At 31.1% G+C, this 18,354-nt stretch carries 13 protein-coding genes; all 13 read right to left on the reverse strand.

Going from position 1 to position 18,354, the window contains the following annotated elements; all coding sequences use genetic code 11:
* Positions 1-167 precede the first annotated feature (167 nt).
* Positions 168-611 (reverse strand): hypothetical protein, encoded by a 444-nt coding sequence (locus tag B4I81_RS00430; RefSeq protein WP_291106258.1) that lies wholly within the window; start codon positions 609-611, stop codon positions 168-170.
* 152 nt (positions 612-763) lie between these two features.
* Positions 764-3,706 carry a TrlF family AAA-like ATPase gene (locus B4I81_RS00435; RefSeq protein ID WP_291106260.1) on the reverse strand — a complete coding sequence of 981 codons (2,943 nt, stop codon included), beginning with the start codon at positions 3,704-3,706 and terminating at the stop codon, positions 764-766.
* 273 nt (positions 3,707-3,979) lie between these two features.
* The gene (locus B4I81_RS00440) at positions 3,980-4,684 is read right to left on the reverse strand and encodes a hypothetical protein (RefSeq protein WP_291106262.1); all 705 of its coding nucleotides are present in this window, start codon (positions 4,682-4,684) and stop codon (positions 3,980-3,982) included.
* Positions 4,685-4,719: 35 nt separating this feature from the next.
* Positions 4,720-6,300: an ATP-binding protein gene (locus tag B4I81_RS00445; protein ID WP_291106264.1), complete on the reverse strand. Its 1,581-nt coding sequence runs from the start codon at positions 6,298-6,300 to the stop codon at positions 4,720-4,722.
* Positions 6,301-6,312: 12 nt separating this feature from the next.
* Positions 6,313-8,316 carry an AAA family ATPase gene (locus B4I81_RS00450; RefSeq protein WP_291106266.1) on the reverse strand — a complete coding sequence of 668 codons (2,004 nt, stop codon included), beginning with the start codon at positions 8,314-8,316 and terminating at the stop codon, positions 6,313-6,315.
* Positions 8,317-8,321: 5 nt separating this feature from the next.
* Positions 8,322-8,537 (reverse strand): DNA modification system-associated small protein, encoded by a 216-nt coding sequence (locus tag B4I81_RS00455; RefSeq protein ID WP_291106268.1) that lies wholly within the window; start codon positions 8,535-8,537, stop codon positions 8,322-8,324.
* Positions 8,538-8,690: 153 nt separating this feature from the next.
* Positions 8,691-10,985, reverse strand: coding sequence for a DEAD/DEAH box helicase (locus B4I81_RS00460; RefSeq protein WP_291106270.1), 2,295 nt, complete (start codon positions 10,983-10,985; stop codon positions 8,691-8,693).
* Positions 10,986-10,992: 7 nt separating this feature from the next.
* A complete protein-coding gene (locus tag B4I81_RS00465) occupies positions 10,993-11,886 on the reverse strand; it encodes an Abi family protein (protein WP_291106273.1) in 894 nt (297 codons plus the stop codon).
* Positions 11,887-12,036: 150 nt separating this feature from the next.
* On the reverse strand, positions 12,037-13,824 hold the full coding sequence (locus tag B4I81_RS00470) for a site-specific DNA-methyltransferase (protein WP_291106275.1): 1,788 nt from the start codon (positions 13,822-13,824) through the stop codon (positions 12,037-12,039).
* A 482-nt stretch (positions 13,825-14,306) separates the two neighbouring features.
* Positions 14,307-14,723, reverse strand: a complete 417-nt coding sequence (locus tag B4I81_RS00475) for a DUF3874 domain-containing protein (RefSeq protein ID WP_291106278.1) — start codon at positions 14,721-14,723, stop codon at positions 14,307-14,309.
* A complete protein-coding gene (locus B4I81_RS00480; RefSeq protein ID WP_291106280.1) occupies positions 14,680-16,533 on the reverse strand; it encodes a VapE domain-containing protein in 1,854 nt (617 codons plus the stop codon). Before B4I81_RS00480 ends, B4I81_RS00475 begins: the two co-directional genes overlap by 44 nt.
* Before the next feature lie 97 nt (positions 16,534-16,630).
* A complete protein-coding gene (locus B4I81_RS00485) occupies positions 16,631-16,912 on the reverse strand; it encodes a helix-turn-helix domain-containing protein (RefSeq protein ID WP_153200096.1) in 282 nt (93 codons plus the stop codon).
* An 89-nt stretch (positions 16,913-17,001) separates the two neighbouring features.
* The gene (locus B4I81_RS00490) at positions 17,002-17,910 is read right to left on the reverse strand and encodes a hypothetical protein (RefSeq protein ID WP_291106284.1); all 909 of its coding nucleotides are present in this window, start codon (positions 17,908-17,910) and stop codon (positions 17,002-17,004) included.
* Between the last annotated feature and the right edge of the window lie 444 nt (positions 17,911-18,354).

Raw genomic sequence — 18,354 nt, forward strand, 5'->3', positions numbered from 1 at the left:
GGGAGCCTTTTTTTATTGACTTACTTTGGGTAAAACAAGTGCTAAAAACACACAAAATACCACTAGTGCGGTGGGGAGCGTTGGACTGGGTGGGTGAAACTACTTCAGCGAAGCGTTCCTATTTAATTATTAATCTATTGATATGCACAAAAAATAAATCGTTTTTTTTAAGATGCTTTTTGAGATTTATTGTTTTTTGTTCTTTTATCAATAAAATCATCAACACAACCAAATTCTACAGCATCAAAGAAAAATATCAATTTATTTGTATCACTCCAATGTTTTCTGGTTACTACTAATTGGAAATTATCAATCATTATGTTTTTTAATACTTCACCTAAAGTACTTTTAGTTTCTAAACATGAACAATCTAAGCTATCTAACAAGCTTAATCTTAATGCCAAATCTTTATTAATAGTAAGATGATTTGGAATTATTTGTTCTATACCTTCATTAAATTCATACTTTATAAGTATTGCAATTTCGTTAGGATTTTCCTCTATTAATTTTTTTAAGCTAGATTCGTTATTGATTAAATTGGCAAAACAGGAACCAAATGAACTAGTATTATTATTGTATCTGTCTTGTGTTATAAGAATTTCAATTTCCATAAGTTATTAAATTAAAAAAGTTTACTATTAGAAAATTATTTAAAATTAGTGAAATGAAGCAAGCAAAGAAGTGGCTTTAGGAATACTTGGACTAAAGACGGTTTTTGTGCAGCTGAATGAGATAATGTCTTTTATCAAAATCTTTACTAGATTTAAAAACCGTATTTTTTTTCTCTTTTTCTAAAAGCTTCTTTACCACCTTCTACTATATCAGCGATGTGTTCTCTTATTCCCATGCTTTTCAATAAATCTGTTTCTAATTTGTCAAAAGGTTTTGTATTTTCAATAGAGCCATTTATATAATCAAACTGAAAAGGACTTGTAGTTACTTTATCATTTTGCCCTTTCTGATTTGATACAATGACATTTTCTGCATCGGAATTTACAACAACATTTGGATTATGTGTAACTAAAATAATTTGCCTTTCTAATTTTTTATTTCTTAAGTATTCAACTAAATCTTTTGTGATTGAACGATTGTCTAAGTTATCCTCTGGTTGGTCGATTAAGATTGGTGCTTTTGATTTACTTAAACCAACTATAAGCATTAGAATAACAAAGCTTGCCTTACCAGTTGACATTTTAGTTAGTGTATCATTATCATAAATTACTTCCCAATAATCAAAGAAATAATCATCCAATAAAATTTTAATTGCATTTTTAATATCGTTTTTAGAATTAAAAGAATAATCTTTTGTTTCTACCATTGAGTTAAAAACTTTTTTCAATTCAACTATAAAAACATCTAAATCAAAATCAGAAGTCGCCGTTTTATCTTCATCAAAAATGGGATAAATTTTATAAGATGCTACTCTTCCATCACTTATTTCAATAATTTTATTTTTAAATTTAGGAAAATTGAATTTAGGAATACCAATAATTTTTAAATTGTCATTTTCTAACAATTTAGTTCTTTCTTCCAATTCAGATATAATATTCTTATACTCATTAAAGTTTTCAATGTAAGTAGTGAATATTTTTTCTTTTTCATATTCTAAAGCATCTTCATTACTCTTTATATCTTTTTTAAACTGATTTATTACACTCAACTTTTGCTTATCATCGATAACTAACTTTTCAATATCGGTTATTTGTTTTTTTATCTCTTGATTTTTAACAAATGGTTGTAATAATTTATCTAATGCTTGTTTTCTTTTGCTTTTATCAGAAAAATTCTGTTTAAAAATATTATCACTAATAAATTTTCTTTCTGAATCTAGTTTGACCTCTTCCATAGAACTTTCGATAGAAGCTAAAGATTGATTTATAATATTCATATCTGTTTCAAAATATTTTTTAATGGATTCGTCTTCAAGAGAATTTAATACCATCGCTTTTTTCTGAACCAACTCATTAAGAATATTTTTAGCATCAGTATGAAAGGAATTTATTTTAGAATAATCGGATCTAATTTTTCTAATCTCTATTTCAATCTGTTCTAACTCATTATTGTAGGTGTTATATTCCAAAATTTGTGCTTCTGTTAAACCAATATCCTCTTTTAGCTTTTTTATTTTAGCCTCATTCGTTTTGATACTAGTATCTAAAACATCCTCGTTCCCTTTTGAAATTAAATCCTTTTTTAATTCTACAATTTTATTCTGAATTTCGAAATAGTTATTTATGAGTGATTCTCTATTAATATCATTCGACTTAACTTTATTTAAAAATTCTTGATATTTATTCTTGTATTCTTCGTCTTCTAATAATAATCCTCTTACCAACTTTAAAAGGTCATTACCTTTTTTATTTTCAGGCTCTGCCAATTTTGAAAGATAATTTTGTGGTATATATTTTATCTCAGATAGAATACTAGGGTCGTTATCATTCCTATTTATAGATTGAGTATTACCAGATAATATTTTAACTTGAAAATCAAATTCATTTCCGAATTCATATCTATAGTTAAAAGGTCGATTTTCGTTTTTTAAAATTTTTCTATCTGCCAATAATGTTTTGGCTATGTTGTAAAGTAAAATTGATTTTCCTGATGATTTTCCGCCAATAATAACATTTAGATTTCGATTGAATTTTATTGGTTCAGAAGAAAATGTATTGTCAGATGAAATAAATTTAACTTCATCAATTACTAGTTTATCTTCTTTAAAATCTGGTTCCTCGACTTGAATCTTTACTCGCTGTTCAGGTTCATATATTATTTGTTTTAGTCCTTGAAAATTTAAATCTGATTTTATCCAAGTGAATCTAGTAAACAAATCATCTTCTTTATGTGCATCACTACCTACTAAACAAGATTTTAAAGAACCTCTTTCTAAAACCACTTGTTCTCTTTCTCTAGTTTTTTCTTCTTCTGTAACACCTTCTTTATCATCTAATCGTTTTCCTAAAAAATATTGAATATCTTTTTGGTTAGTTGAAAAAATTGCATCAGAAATATTATAAATAGTTCTTCTTACTCCATCTAATGAACCTGCTTCATTTTCAAATAAATCATAATGTTTTTGTAAACCCGAATTGCCATCATTATTTGAGTTACTCACTACAATTATTGAATTTTTTTTAAAATTTGAATTTTTATCAATTAAATTTTTTATATCAATCGGATTTATTACAAAATTGTTTATTCCTTCTTTATATAAAGTATTTTCATCTATCAAATTAGGTTTTAATGACTTACCATAATCTATTAAGCCTTGTCGATTCATTTTAAATCTATCTTGATTTTCTATTGACCCAAAAAAATCATTTTCTAATTGAGAAACATATTCTGGATTAAACATGCAATGAATATTTATAAGTTTCCCTACTCCAGTTGAAGGCATCATTCTCAATTCAACATTAGGGAAAATAAAAATATTTTTAATAAAATTAATTTCTGAATCATTAAAAATTTTACTACCATCAGCTTTTAATTTTGATTCAACTAAAGAAACATAATTAATAGTTTTATGATAGTTATCTATTGAAAAATAATCGGTTATACCAATTGCTTTTATGTTTTTTTCTATAGCCTTTCTGAAAAAAAACTCAAAAAAACTTTCTGTGGAGTCAGAGCTAAATTGATCATTTTTATTAGTTCCTTTTGTATGAACGTGTAAATCCCATTTTCTCCATTCTGAACCTCTGTTTTTCATTTTTTCTAAATGTTGATTGATTTGAAAATAGCTCTATTTTTGAAAATACAAAGCTTATTTTTTGACTTTTCTAATTATTACAAAGCTATTATTATATCCAAATATTTTTATGAAGTTTGTAATTGATTGTTTGCTTCAAAACGATATTATACTTTTTCTTTCGATAAAAAAAAACTAACCAAAACCACTATTTCCAAAGTTCTCAATTAAAATTTATTTTTTATGGTAGAGTTTTATTTATATTGTTTATAAGCAAATTTTTGATTTATAACTTTACAATTTTGACATTATTGAATTAAACAAATCTTCTCTAATTTTTTCAAAACCTGATTCTTTCAAAATATTTTCAATTTCATGTTGATTAATCTTAGTTTTTTTCAAGCATTCATTTGCTAAATTAAAACATGTGTTTTTTACAATTCTATTTTTAAGTATTCTTCTCACTATTTTTTTATATTCAGCTTGCTGCTGAACATTCATTTGAATATGACCAGATAAAAATCTGATTTTTGTTAGGTCATGCCTTAAATCAGAAGGTGTTAAGTCCATAGAATACTTCTTAGGTGTTTGTCTTAATTTCCAATACCAAATTGTATCATAAAAATATTTTTCAGCAACATATCCTGCAGTTAAAACCAGTATGTGTTTTTTGATTTCAGTGTATATAATTTTTTGACTTATCCCTAATGTTATGGAAGTACTTTGTAGATTATAACCAACAGTAAACAATTGTAATGCTTTATCAAGATGCACAGGAAAGATACTACGGATTTGAGAAATGCTTTGTGCGTCTATTTGTATAATATTGTTCTTTAAACTTACATTTCTTTGAAGTCCAGTTTGCATATATAAACAAGAATGTCCAACTAAATATGTTATGACAACATGTGCAGCTTCATGAATTGCTAAACGCATTTCAGCATACTCAAAATATTTTTTTAATTGTAATATTTTTTTATCTGTTTCTCTTTCAATCATTTTATATATTCAGATTATTTATTTTTTCTGGTATTTTAGATTAAGTGCCTAACCTTAATTTTCTTATATTTTTTACCTAATCCCATTAGAATGGCATCGTTGTTTTTGATGATGAGTTCTCCTTTTTGAAGGCCTGCAATGGCTTGTTTTATTTCTACTAATTCACTTCCCGATACTCCATACATGTCTTTTAGTACTCCATCATTGATGGATTGTTGTTTCATTATTAATGGATATTGGGCGTTTGCATAGAAATCAAAGAATTTACTTTTATATGCATCCATGTTTTGGGTTGCAAGTATGATACTCATGCCTTTGTTACGACCTACAGCTATTAAATCGCGAAGTGGTTTGTTGTCAAAGCCTAACATGTAATGTGCTTCATCAATGATGGTGAAGTGTCGCAGCTCTACTTTTTCTTTGTCATTGGCTTGTACAGGTAGGTTTTCATATATAGCATTTAGTTTAGAAACTATAAAATATACTATGGCTTTACCAATTGGGCCATCGTTTGGAAATTTGTCCATTTTTACAATGAAGCTGTTTCCGATTAAGTCGATACGATCTTCGTTTGAAAACAAATTGGAACGTTCTAATTGACTTAAAACTGCTTTTACACTGTCGGTTTTTTCTCTGTCTTTTTCAGGTTGAAGTTCTGTATAGCTTTCGATTATTTGGGTAAAGTTGATAGGTTTTCCTTTAGTGTCTTTATATGCATTAATAATTGCTGATGAAAGTCTTTCACTCATATTAGCACTAATAGTTGCTCTGTCTATTGATAACAAAGCATTGGCTAATTCTGTTGAGTATAGGTTGATTTCATTTTGTGTTTTGCCTACAAAATTTTTGAAAGGTGTAAAAGGTAAAGGTTCTACCATTGGGTCTAAAATAGCCGAACGGTCTACTTCAAAATGACGTAACCAATCGTTGTTTGCCATGTCTGAAAACTCTCCTTTGTAGTCAAAGAATAGGAAGTTTACTGGATAATTACTTTCCACAGATAGTGAACGCATTTCGTTCATTAATACCGCTAATAAATTTGATTTTCCAGAACCTGTAGTACCTGCTACCAAAATTTGTGTATTGGTTACATTTTTACTATTCATATCTAAATAGGCATTGATGTCGCCATCATAACTACCGATATTTAAATTTAAGAATGGAATTTGACCTGCTTTTATAGACGCTGCGGTACTTACTTTTAACCAATCATGTAAAGTGTCACCTTTCATCAGAATGTCAAACCCTCTAAATATTTCTGCATTTACCACTTTACTTTTTGAGATATTATCTTCCCAATTGATATCTAAATCGTGGTATCTTAATTTGATTAACGATGCTAGTATTCCGTTTAAATTGTGAACTGTAAATAGCGTTGGGTGAATACTATTTGAAGACATTTGCATGTTCAAATCGTCTTTTGTTCTTTTTTCTGTGTCGGACAAACCTGCGATTAAACACATACGCATCAATTTAGCATTACCTTTAGGGGTCACGTTTTTATGATTGTCTGTATAGTGTTTTAAATTGATATATCTTTCTAAACGTTCACGCAAATCATTCATTTTTGAATTTAGTGCTTCCGCTTGTCTTAAACCTGTTTCTATTGCTGCCATAACTTCCTAGTATTAATTTGGGAAATACCCTTCAACTACTTCTGTTAATTGATTTTCTTTATCGCGAACTAATGTGAATTTTTTTGCAATAAAATTTTCAATTTTTTCTAAATCGATATGTTTTCTTATTTCGCTATCGGTACTTAACAAAATAGTTTGATGTGATAACTTAGGGAAATAGTTTTCTAAAAGAGAAGCTCTACTACTTTCATCTAAATATCCCATTACTGTATCAATCATTACAGGTGGATTATAGTCTCCGAAATAATGTAATGATTTTAAAAGTACCTGGATAATAATTTGTTTAGATGCTGCATTTAATTCCTCTAAATAGATTTCGTTACCTGCTTTGTGGTAAATTTTGAATGAAAGATTACTTAAATCTTCCGACAGTTCAACACGATCAATTTGATTTTCATAAGCCACTAATGTTGTGTTTAAGTCATTTTTCATGGCTTCTTCAATACGTGACTTTTTGTTAACCAATAATGCGTTTGATACTTTGGTAAATAATGGCCCTAATTTTTTAAGCAATTCCAATTTTGGATTAGGAACTTCTTCATCTGATAAGTCGAATTTTTTGATTTTAGCATCTAGTTTTTCAATATCGGATTTGTAGCCTTTGATGGTTTCTTTGTGCTCTTTTATTTTGAGTTCGTTTGCTTCGAAGCTTTGAATGATTTCATCGCCACCGCCAACATCACTTTTTCTTAAATCTAACAACTGAATTTTTAAATTTGGTAAAGTAGCTAGTTCTTTTTCCAAACTTTCTTTTTGCTGTTCTATTATGGTAAATTGATTGATACTAGACCAACCCAGTAATTGTTCCAAATTAGTTACATCGTTTTTATCGATAAAATCATAATCGGCTTTGGTATTGTCTTGATTTGATTTTTTTATGATGTATTCTTTAAGTAATCCTTTTTGTTCGTTTGTTAGTTCTGATTCTATTAAATTGTTTTCTTTTAAGAATGCTATTACTTTTTCTGAAATTTTAGTAATATGCTCTGGTTCAATAAAATCATTATTGTTTTTTTGACTTTTTTCAGCTAAAACTAACTCAATTTCGTTCTGAATGATGGAAATGAGTTTAGGTATAAATACCTGAATTTCTATATCATTTAAGAATCTTTCCGATTGTTCTATAAATAATGTTTCTCTGTTGAGAATGTCTTCTATTTTTCTTTCTACTAGTTGTATTTGCTCTTTGATATTTGCTTGTAGATTTTTACCTTCTTTAGCACTTTCATAGAACTCCTTTTGACTTAACGAATAGCTTAACGCACGTTCGTAATGCGTGTTGGTTGCTACTATTAATTCTTCAATTTTCTTCTTTTCTTCTAATAGATTTTTGTATTGATTACGTTCTTCTTCAATTTCAATACCTTGTGCAATGTAGTCTTGTGTTAAAATATTAGTTGCATTGCCTAATTGAATGTATTTATTGAAACCCATTACGTTTTCAATATTTTCTTTGATGACTCTGTTCAGGTATTCGTCTTTTAATAAATTACCTGCTTCCATAGCATCAAACAAGAAATATTTACTCAATTCTTGTGGTAGATTGGCTTTAATGATTTTATTTACTTCGGCTTCTTTTTTTACTCTTTCTGCATGAGGCGTTGCTGTACCATATTGAAACACATCGCCATTAAGATTTAGTGTTACTGCTTCAACTGGGCTGTTTTGCGCATTGATGGTATATAAACGCTTGATGATGTATTTGTAATCATTATGAAGCACTTTACCCGTGAAGTGAATTTCAAGTTCGATTTTATTAGAACTATTTCCTTCATTTTTTGCTCTTTCTCCAGCGTTTTGTAATTTGTTGAAGTGTTCAAAGTCTTTCACTTTTAAACCGTAAAGGGCATAGTAAATGGCTTGAAACAAGGTGGTTTTACCACCACCATTTTCACCACCAATTAAAATAATAGGCTGCTCTTCGTTTACCGTTAAGTCTAAATCGAGTTCGCGATAGGTTTTAAAGTTTTTGGCAATAATTCTGGTAATTAGCATAATCCTTATATTTTGTTTAACGCCTTTTCGATGATTTTTTCAATCTTTTTACTGTCAATATCTTCGTTATTGATTTTTAGATTGTGGAATTCTTTTAATATATTTTCTTGTAACCATTCAAAATCTAAGCCTTGTACTTCTGTTAGATTTTGAATGATATCCATATCTTCTTTACGGATGCCGTAGTGAATGAATGCTGTATCTAAACCTTTGTTTATCATAAACTTATATTTTTAACTTTAGATTCTTGTTAGCTTTTTGCTGTTTTTTTAACATGAACTTTTAAACGTGTTAACTTTTTTCGTTTTTTTTAACATGAGTTTCTAAACCCCATAACAATTTAAATTACAGTGATTAGTATATAAATGTTATTCTTATGCGTTAACAGGGTCAAATCTATCCCAACCGTTCGTATCTTTTGTATTGGTGATTTTGTTTTTGCAATACCACCAAGTTGTTGTTCCATTATTATCTTTAGGAATTAAGATTCCTCCAATTGTTTTATGGCCTTTTTCATTTCTTTCTGCAATAAAATCTATTAGTGCATTGTGTTTTAAATGGGCATTGGCTGGGTCGCTACCTGCTGTTTTGGTATCGAATAAACAAGTAATCCCCGTTTTATTTAGTATCACAAAATCAACATAAAACAAACTTTGTTTGCCTAGATAATCCTCATAAGGTACAGCAAAGTGCTCTTTTGCTTTTTCTCCATTTTTATACCACCAATGTAGATTTTCTTTTTGTTCTTCTAAATATGCAGCAAATCTTACTTCAGGAGAAGAAGCTCTTTTGTATTCATAAAAAGGTTCTAATGCATGTTTTTCTACATTCTCTTTTTCATCATATAATTCATTGTAGATTCTTTCAACAGGAACTTCCCATTTGTAATTTTGAATATCTTTTGTGGCTTTGTTTGCTTTTTCTTCTTGCATTTCTTGATAACGCTCCTTTGCTTTTTCAATTAACTCGATGAAAATAGGTTGGTTATCGTTAAACAACATTATTTTAATAGCATCATACTCGATGATACCAAAATAATCTTCAAAGAAATATTTCATAGCTCCTTCTAAAACAGGAGTACTATCGACCGCTGCATAAGGAGCCGTTAATGAACGACAAAAATCTCTAAACAAACGCGCTAATTCACTAGGCGTTTTGGCAAAACGAGCTGTTTCTGTAACTAATTGTGTTTCTACTTCACCAGTTAGTAATACATTTTCAGGAATTACAATTTCTATGGTATTGATATCCGTGTTGATGAATCGCTTTTTTAGTAATTGCTTATTGGTTTCGAAAAAATGGTCTGAACCTATTTCTCTTTTTACTTCCCAATTTAATTCTGCAATTTCATACAAGGCAGTTCTAAATTTTGCCCCTAAACGATTTCGAACAATACGAGTATTGATGTAAGTAGAATCTAAATGAACTGGCAAGTAGTTTTCTATTCTACGAGCCTTGTTCATGGTGATATAACTCATATCATCTTGAACTATTTCTATTTGATTTTTACTTAAATTGGTAAAAACATATCCTTGATTTAATAATGGATTAGGATAATGCTTCTGTTCCGGCATACGCAAAATTCTACCTACCGTTTGAATCGTGAATGTGGTACTTTTTAATTCTCTAAAAATTAAAAGAACTCCTGCACGAGGACAATCCCAACCTAAAGCTATGGCTTGTTTGAATAATAATACTTCCACCATATTATCTGGTTTTTCAATATCGGCTACATTGTCTTTTCTGCCTGATAACCAAACGGCTAGTTTATTATTGCTAACAGTAATATTGTATTTTACTTCTAAATTTTGTAACACCACATCGATATATTTTTCATCATCGGCTGTGTTGTTATCACTAGAATCGTTTGGTAACTGGATTAACAATAAAGGATTTATTTTTACACCTAAATTTTCATAGGCTTGACGTAATTCTTCTCTTTTTGCTAACGCTTGCTCTAATAAAATTTCTTCTAATGAACGCCCTTGTTGTTGTATGGTATCTAAAGCTGGATTTAAAATAATTCCTTCTTTAATCATTTCTTCTGCAATAACGTCTTGACGCTCTACCAAAGTTCTGTAATCACTATTAGTTGTAGGTGTTGCCGATACTCTAATTTCTACTTTTGGATATATTTTTTGTAATACTTCATTGGCACGTTTTGCTGTTTTTGTATTCGCAAACATGTGTTCTTCGTCTATAATAACAATGATTTCTGTATCGTTTAATTTGGCTTTATTAATGAAACTATAAAGATTTTTATTGGTTTCATTTTCTTTAATCATCGTGTTTTTCTCTTTATTGATGCTTTCCCAATTTACAAACAACACTTCGTTTGGTAGTAATTCATCGTTAGAAACATCTTCAAAGAAAATAGGTTTTATGGAACGCATTTCGGCAAAAAAGCCTTTCATAGCGTTGTAACTTTGAATGTATAATTTGTTAGGCGCTATCCAAATAAAAGCCGCTTTGCGTTTTTCTAATTCATAGCGTTCTGGTAATTCTTCACAAAACTTGTTAAGTAATGATGCCATCATTACAGTTTTACCTGAACCTGTGGGTGCTTTGAAAATTAAATTTTGTCTTGCACCTGGTCTTTTTAATAATTTATATAGGTTTTTCGTAAGGTCGTTTACGGCTTCTTCTTGGTAATTTTTTAAATGTATCATAAATTATTTACTTCCAAAATTGTTCTTGTTTCCAGTTCTTTGGAAAACCCATTTCTTTTTCTTGTGCCAAAGGGCAATTACTCATTAATGCTACTAAATTTGCTTTAAAGTTATGATTTGGACTAATATTGTTTAGTATATACATAATATTACAAAGTATAGCATAGGTTTTATTTGTGTAAAAAGTTTTGTTTTCTACATACAGCTGTACCGTTTTTTTGGGAATGGTTATTTCTGGTAACCTACGGTTCCAAACCCTACCATGATGTGCACATGTATTTCTTAAAATACTGAAACAAAACATCCAGTTGCATAACACATCTACATCTTTTAAACCATAATAAGTAGCCACACTATTTTTAGTAGCATCTTTTTTTAAATTCTTAAATAGTTTGGAAAGTAATCCCATACTGCTAACCTCTAGACTCATCCAGCTTGGCGGACTTGTAGGTTTTGTATATTTATTTTTGTAATGTTTTATAAACGTTTCATTACTACGGTCTATTTCTTTTTCTAAACTGGCTATATGTTCAGCAAAGTAAACCGTGTTGTTATACAATTCAGGTTTTAAATGCCAATGACTTCCATGAACCAAAGCATATTGATAGATAATTTGTGTTCTGAAGGATACCTCAATTTTTTCGATAGCATTAAAAATCAACAAGCGTAATTGCCTATCAAAAACGTATAAATGGATGATATCATCAAATGATATTTTTCTGTTAAAGGGTTGATTTTCTTTATCGTTATCTTGAAATGGATAGGTGTAGGCACGTAAACGATAATAGCTTATGTTAGACAAATAGTGTGATGCTTTTTCTGGATTAGCAATCTCAAGCCCTCTAGCTTGTAATTTTTCTATTTGTTCGGTAATGGTGATGGGTGCTTTTTTATACTGCATGGCTTGTAAGATTTAAGGATACAGTATAAAAATCGAAAACCTGCCAAAGTGTGCATCGTAGAGAGGCATGGCAGGTATTATTACCGGCAAAAGTACAACTATTTTTTATGTATTTATAATATAAATTCATTTTTTTAAGAATTTAACATTTTAATGGGCGTCTTGATTGAACAAATTTTCTTCTTCGCCTACTGCATCTTCCTCTAACACAGGAACAACTTCACGTTTCTTTTTAGGCAACACATTTTGATACGCTTTGTAAATAGCATCTGGTAAGGCACAAAGGGTAATTAATGGCAAGACCTCTTCAAAGTCTTCCGTGAAAGGATATTGTCCATGGCTGAATACATATACTTTTACAGGGTTGTCGTTTGTTTTTTGAGTATGTAAAGCTTCAATGATTTCGAAACTATCTTCAATACGCACTTCATCATAGATCACAATAAATTGTGCCGTTTTACTAGTAAAAGCTTTGAACCATTTTTCTTTTGAAGGAAACGCTGTATAACAATCTTCTTTGATGCATAATAGTTCTGTAGCTAAAAAGGTTAATTCGCGTTTGTTTTTCAACGAGGTATCACGACTTACAAACTCACTTTTATAATAGCGTAGGTTATTATTTTTTAAACCTTCAACAGCAACTCCTTTGGCATTGGTATACCCTTGAATAACACGTTTATTGCGTTCATAAGTTACTTCCTCACAAATGTTATTTTCGTTGTTGGTTACTAAAATGCACTGACGGTTTCCTCCATCTTCGGAATTGAGTGCCATGGTGGCGTGAAGCGTGGTGCCAGAACCTGCGAAGAAGTCGAGAATTAGTGAATCTTGCTTGTACTTTAAATTTGCTAAAATCTTAATTAATGATACTGGTTTTGGATAGTCAAAATAATTAATTGACAATTCATCAATTTCTTTTTTTGCATCCTCATTAGTACCAACATTTAACTCTTTATCCAAACGATTTGTAGGAGTTTTTGTTTTTAAGTTATCTTCTCGTCTCTGAAAACGAATAGAAAAAAGTTCAGTTTTAATAATAAAATGTGTTCCAAGTATAATTTCCTTCTCCAACATTTCTTGTTTCCACTTGAAATTTCCTTCTAATATAACGGCATTTGTATTTAAAGAATCTTTAACGATTAGCTGGTCACTAATAATTCTTACTTTTCTTTCAGGGTTGTCTGTATATATACCATCTGGAATATTAAATTTTATGGATCCGACTGGGAAATGCAGTTGACCGGTTGCATTACCAGAATTAAGAAGTGGAACATCTCCTCCATCAACTTTACCAATTGAGTAAGAAGAATTATCTCTACTTTTTTCATAACATAAAATATATTCCATTTTCTTTCTTACTTTTTTAGAAAGAGCTGGTGGTGTAGATGTTTTTTCCCAAAGGAATTGTGTTATGAAATTATTTTCACCAAACACATCGTTGCATAATAATTTAAGTTGAGCAACTTCATTGTCGTCAATACTAATGAAAATAACACCATTTTCATTCAATAATCGTTTAGCATTTTGTAACCTTTTATACATAAATGATAACCACTTACTATGTCTAAAACTATCTTCGAAATCAACGAATGTGTCATTATAAACAAAATCCTTGTTCCCTGTATTATAAGGTGGATCAATGTAGATAACATCAATTTTGCCTTCGTGCGTAAAAGTTAATGCTGTAAGGGCGTGTAGGTTATCGCCTTCAATTAAAATATGGTTTGGATTGTCCTCGCCATTGATAATCGCTTTTTCTTTAACTTCCTTTAAAACTGGTAAGTTATCTCGTAATTGTTCTTCAAAATCTTCTGGCTTGTCTTCCCAAACTAAACCGTATTTCTTTTTAGTGTTTACTAAATTGATTAGATAGGCACGTTCGTCTTGCGAAATGCCATCAAGTTGTTTTATTTTTGAGATAAGGTCTTGTTTGTTCATGGGTTATTATTTGGATAGTTTTTATGTCTATCTCTTTAGAATTTTATACTTTAAAAAATAGGTTTAATAGCTAAAAGTATCCTAAAGAGATTGGGTTTTAACTATTGGACGTAAATATATAAAAAACCAATGGAAAGAAAAATGAGGAAATCCGTATTTACGTTAAAAATGATGAAAAATACTGCAAAATTATGCAGGGTGTAGGGTGTAGGGAAAAAACGAGTAAAAGATTTTTATTTTTTCAGAAATAAAAAAAACGGATTTATTTGAGGAATTGGGTGCAAACTACACTTTGTAGTTTATTGATTTGCATTTGATTGTGCTGATGTTGCTAGAAAATTTGAAAAGTAAAAAAACTCAAAATGTTTGTGTGGAAATTTGGTTACACCCCTTACACCCTCTTTTTAGTATTCAGTTTTCGGTGGTCAGTTGGCAGAAAAAAAAGTGGCAACTTGCATTTACCACTTTTGATTTTTTTGGGTTTAAATTTCGGATTGTCGGTTGGTTTGATCTACTTCTTCGTAGGTGAATTCTTTTACTGCGTAGACTGGACTTCCTTTTCGCATTAGTCTTGTGAAATTGTGTTTTTTTAATGCTTTTCCAATTTTGTTTATTGTTCCATCAGTGATGGTGATTTTTGCTCTTTCGGCAAGTTTAGCTGCTATTTGTGAGGCGTTTAGATAATGAGTGGCATTTTCTCTATCACAAGGTTCAAACCATGTTAAAAGCAATTCTTCTTCTGGGCTTCGTAGTTGGTATTGTTCGTTGTTTTCGGTGATGTTTTTGATTTCTTCTTGGTCGAACCAATGTCTGAATCCTGTTTTAAATAAATACAAGGCTTGTGATAATACATTGTCAATATTGATTTCGTGTTGGTATTGGATGTTTTCNNACTTCAAAACAAAGGAATCGTCTGCTTCCTGTACTATCGTTTAAGAATTGCGCTGTGTTGACACTACCGGCAAATGATGCGCGTCTTGGCATGGTTTCGTTGTTGTGTCCGTAGGCTTTTCTCATTCTGATTTGTGTCTTTGTTATGATTTCTTTTAAGCTTCCTATTTCGGAACGGTTTAGGTTTTCTAATTCGTCCAGGTTGATTAACATACATTCTGAAAGCTGCACTAAAGTGTCTTTGTTGTTCGGGTTTATGGTTCCTGAGAACAAATACTCTTTTAACTTTCTAGGTACTAGTTTTTCTACCCAAGTGGTTTTTCCTAATCCTTGTTTTCCACTGAATACAATTACTGTGTGATTTATTACTTTGTCATCTAATACACAACCGACCATTGCTACAATCCATTTTTTAAAACACTCTTGCCAAAGTTCTTGTTTTGTAGTGGTTATCGTGTTTGCCAATTCTAAAATGTAATCTGTTTTTTCATCATACGATGGTAGATTGAAAAAGTAATCTTCGAACGGATTGTATAATTCACAGAAATCGGAATACAATAGGTTACGCAAAGAAGAAAGGTTTGTTTTGATTCTTCCTTTTAAACATTCGCGAAGCATTGAGTTTTCTATAAAGTCGTTCATTACATGCCATTTCTTTTTGGCCCCACCCGACCTCCCCGAAAGGGAGGAGCTTGAAAGTTGTTGATATTCTAATTTACCTGATACTATGTTGTGACGGAAATTGTATCGGGATGTTAGAAAATTTTCTAGTTTGTCGATTGGTGTTATTCTTGTTTTTTCTTCTTCTTCGTCCTCATAGAAGTCTCCTCTCGACTCCGCTCGAGGTGACAGGTTTTGATTGTCTGATTTTTTGGAATTGGATTTATTCAATTGCCCGATTTTTGAGCTCTCGACTCCGCTCGAGTTGACAAACTTAGAGTTTTCATCTTTTCCAAATTCGTGAATGTTTCCGTAGGCGCTGTGAACGGTTTGTGTTACTTCTTTTTCATCATAGCCAAAGTCTGTTAATATAAAGCTAAGTGCTTCGTTTAATGAAATACCTTTTCGGTTTAGGTTGCACGCGAGTTGGTGTACGAATACGTTTCGGCTACCTGTCGCGTATTGCACTTTTTTTTCGGTGAAGCGGACGCAGTGATTGTAGATGGCTTCGCTGTTAGTCGCAGTCGCAGTCTCAGTTGGCAGTTTTGGCACTTCGACAGGCTCAGTGTGACTAGATTGGTTTGAGTTATTTTTACTCAAATGCATCTCGACTTCGCTCGATGTGACAAATGTCTTTGCAGCTTCGTTATGATAGAGGTTATCATCGAATGAGTAGAAACATAGTCGGGTTATGTCTTTTCCGGATTTGTCTATTTCATGGTTTAATAGGGTTTCATAGTGTTTTTGGATGGCTAAAAAGGTTTCTTTGTGGTCTTCTTTTGTAGTGTTTACTTTTACTAAAATCTTTAATCCATTGCCTGATGGACTTATGAAACTTGCATAGGTGTATTCAGATTGGTTAGCTTTATGTTTTGCGTTTTGTAAATCGGTTTGACTTAATTTATCGATGTCTAGGATTATGAAATTGGAGTATGCTTCCAGAAATTCCATTTTTCTTCCACCCACAAATTTTCCTGAAGGTGTGAATGCAGGTAATGATTTTTTTGCTTTTTCATAGGCTTCTAGTTTGTTTTCGGCTAATGATTTACGCAAATAGGTTATCCCTGGTCTGTACTTTCCTGTTTTGATTTCGTGCAGGATTTCGGGAATTGTTTTGTGTTCTATTACTTCGTTGAAGTTTTTGAAGATTGTTATCATGTTTGAGTGATTAGTGAAAAGTGATTAGTGATTAGTCTTTGTGGTTGTTCCTGTTTTACAGTCACATACCTCACATGTTCCGTTGCACTGGTTCATACTATTTTCCTTTGAATGATTTGTTGTAGTGTTCTTGTAGTAGTTTTTCAACATCAGAAAGTTTGTAGTAGATTTTGCTCCCTACTTGACTGAATGAGATTTTGCCTTCATCTCTCCATGTTTGTGCTGTGCGTTTGGAGATTTTCATGAGCATGATGAACTCTTGATTGTCTAAGAAGGTTTCTTTCTTTGGGTCTGGCTTGGTGTTTAGTTGGCTTTGAATTGCGTCTAATTTTGCCATTAAGTCATTGTACTGGTCTTTTGTTAAAATAATTGCTTCCATTTTCGTAGTTTTTAAAAGTTTATGGAGCAAAATTGTGAAGTAAAAAAAAGTCCCTTAGTCCCAATCGGGTCCCAAGGGACTATTATTTTTTAAAGGAAATTGTCGAGGTCTATTCGTTTGTGGGTCTTTGGTCTTTTATCGCCACGTGATGGTTTGAGGATGGTTTCGACTGTTTGGGGACTTATTTCATTATTGTCCTTATCGATAAAGTTATTGACAATCATATTTACGATTTCACCATTGGAAGCATCTATAAATGATTTTCCATCAACAAATAGTTCCCGACTTAGTTGGTAGAATATGTCTACTAATTGGTTTAGATTTCCGTTGAATTTTAGTTTTTTAGTGATTAGTTTTTTCTCCAGTTCTAGTTCTTTTTCCTTCTCGATTTCCGAACGCATTTTGCGAAGCGTTTGCAATTTTTCAATGAATTGAACGCATTGCTGGTCATAAGCTTGCAGCTTGTTGTTGATTGAAATGATGTCGGCTTGTCGGTATTCGAAAATTTCTTCGTTTAAAAACAAGATTTGATCATTGAACGATTCCATTTTTTCGACCTGATGTTTGATTTCAAAAAACGAAAAATAACGATCTTCCGATTCGGCATTGATTAACCTTTTCGGAGTAATTTGTTTGGTTTCTTTTACGCTCGAAGATTGCAGTTCCGTTCGTTTTTTCTCGATGATGTTGTACAATTTATTGAATCTACTCAATGCCTTTTGGCTAAAGAATAGTTCTTCATTGTTGGCTAATAATTTTTCGAACTTGTTTAACCAAGTGTTTCCGTCTTGGGCAAGTTGGAGTTGGTAGTTAATGAATTCGGGTAGTTGGGATTGTGGGATTGTAAATACTTTTTCGAGTAAAGCAATACAATAGTTTTCCAGTGTGGGTTCCTGGTCGTGAGTAATGTGAAAAATAGAAGCTGCACTTTGTGCTGTGTCGATGGTTCTCCATTCTGAGAACAATGATTTTTTGATGTTTTGCCCTTTCAAGTTCACGTTTTTTGCCGGTGTTAAATTTGTTCATTATTTGTTATTTGGTTACACTTTTTCCAATGTCACGACTTGAAATGGTATAGTTACTTGAAGTTCAGATATTCTTCAAGTAAATTTCAATATGATTTTGGAAGTTTTTTACTATTTGGGATGCCTAAAATTAGAACAAATTCAGTACCGTTTTGCGTTGTTTTTCGTACAAGTTTTCAACAATTTTGCGAAGGCTTGTATTTGCTAGGGTTTTGGATTTCGAGAGTAAAAAAGCATAAAATTTACCTTCGAAAAAGAAAACGAGAGTAGTTTTTTATAAAAATTACTCTCGTTCTGTTTTAGTAGATGTAGTTGTCAACCGCTTTGTCTAATTCTTCTGAAATGATTTTAGCATATACCTGGGTTGTGCTGATATCGCGGTGGTCCATTAATTTTGAAACGTGCTCAATTCTCATT

Origin of the sequence: Flavobacterium sp. UBA6195, from assembly GCF_002422095.1 — a bacterium.
Classification (GTDB): Bacteria; Bacteroidota; Bacteroidia; order Flavobacteriales; family Flavobacteriaceae; genus Flavobacterium.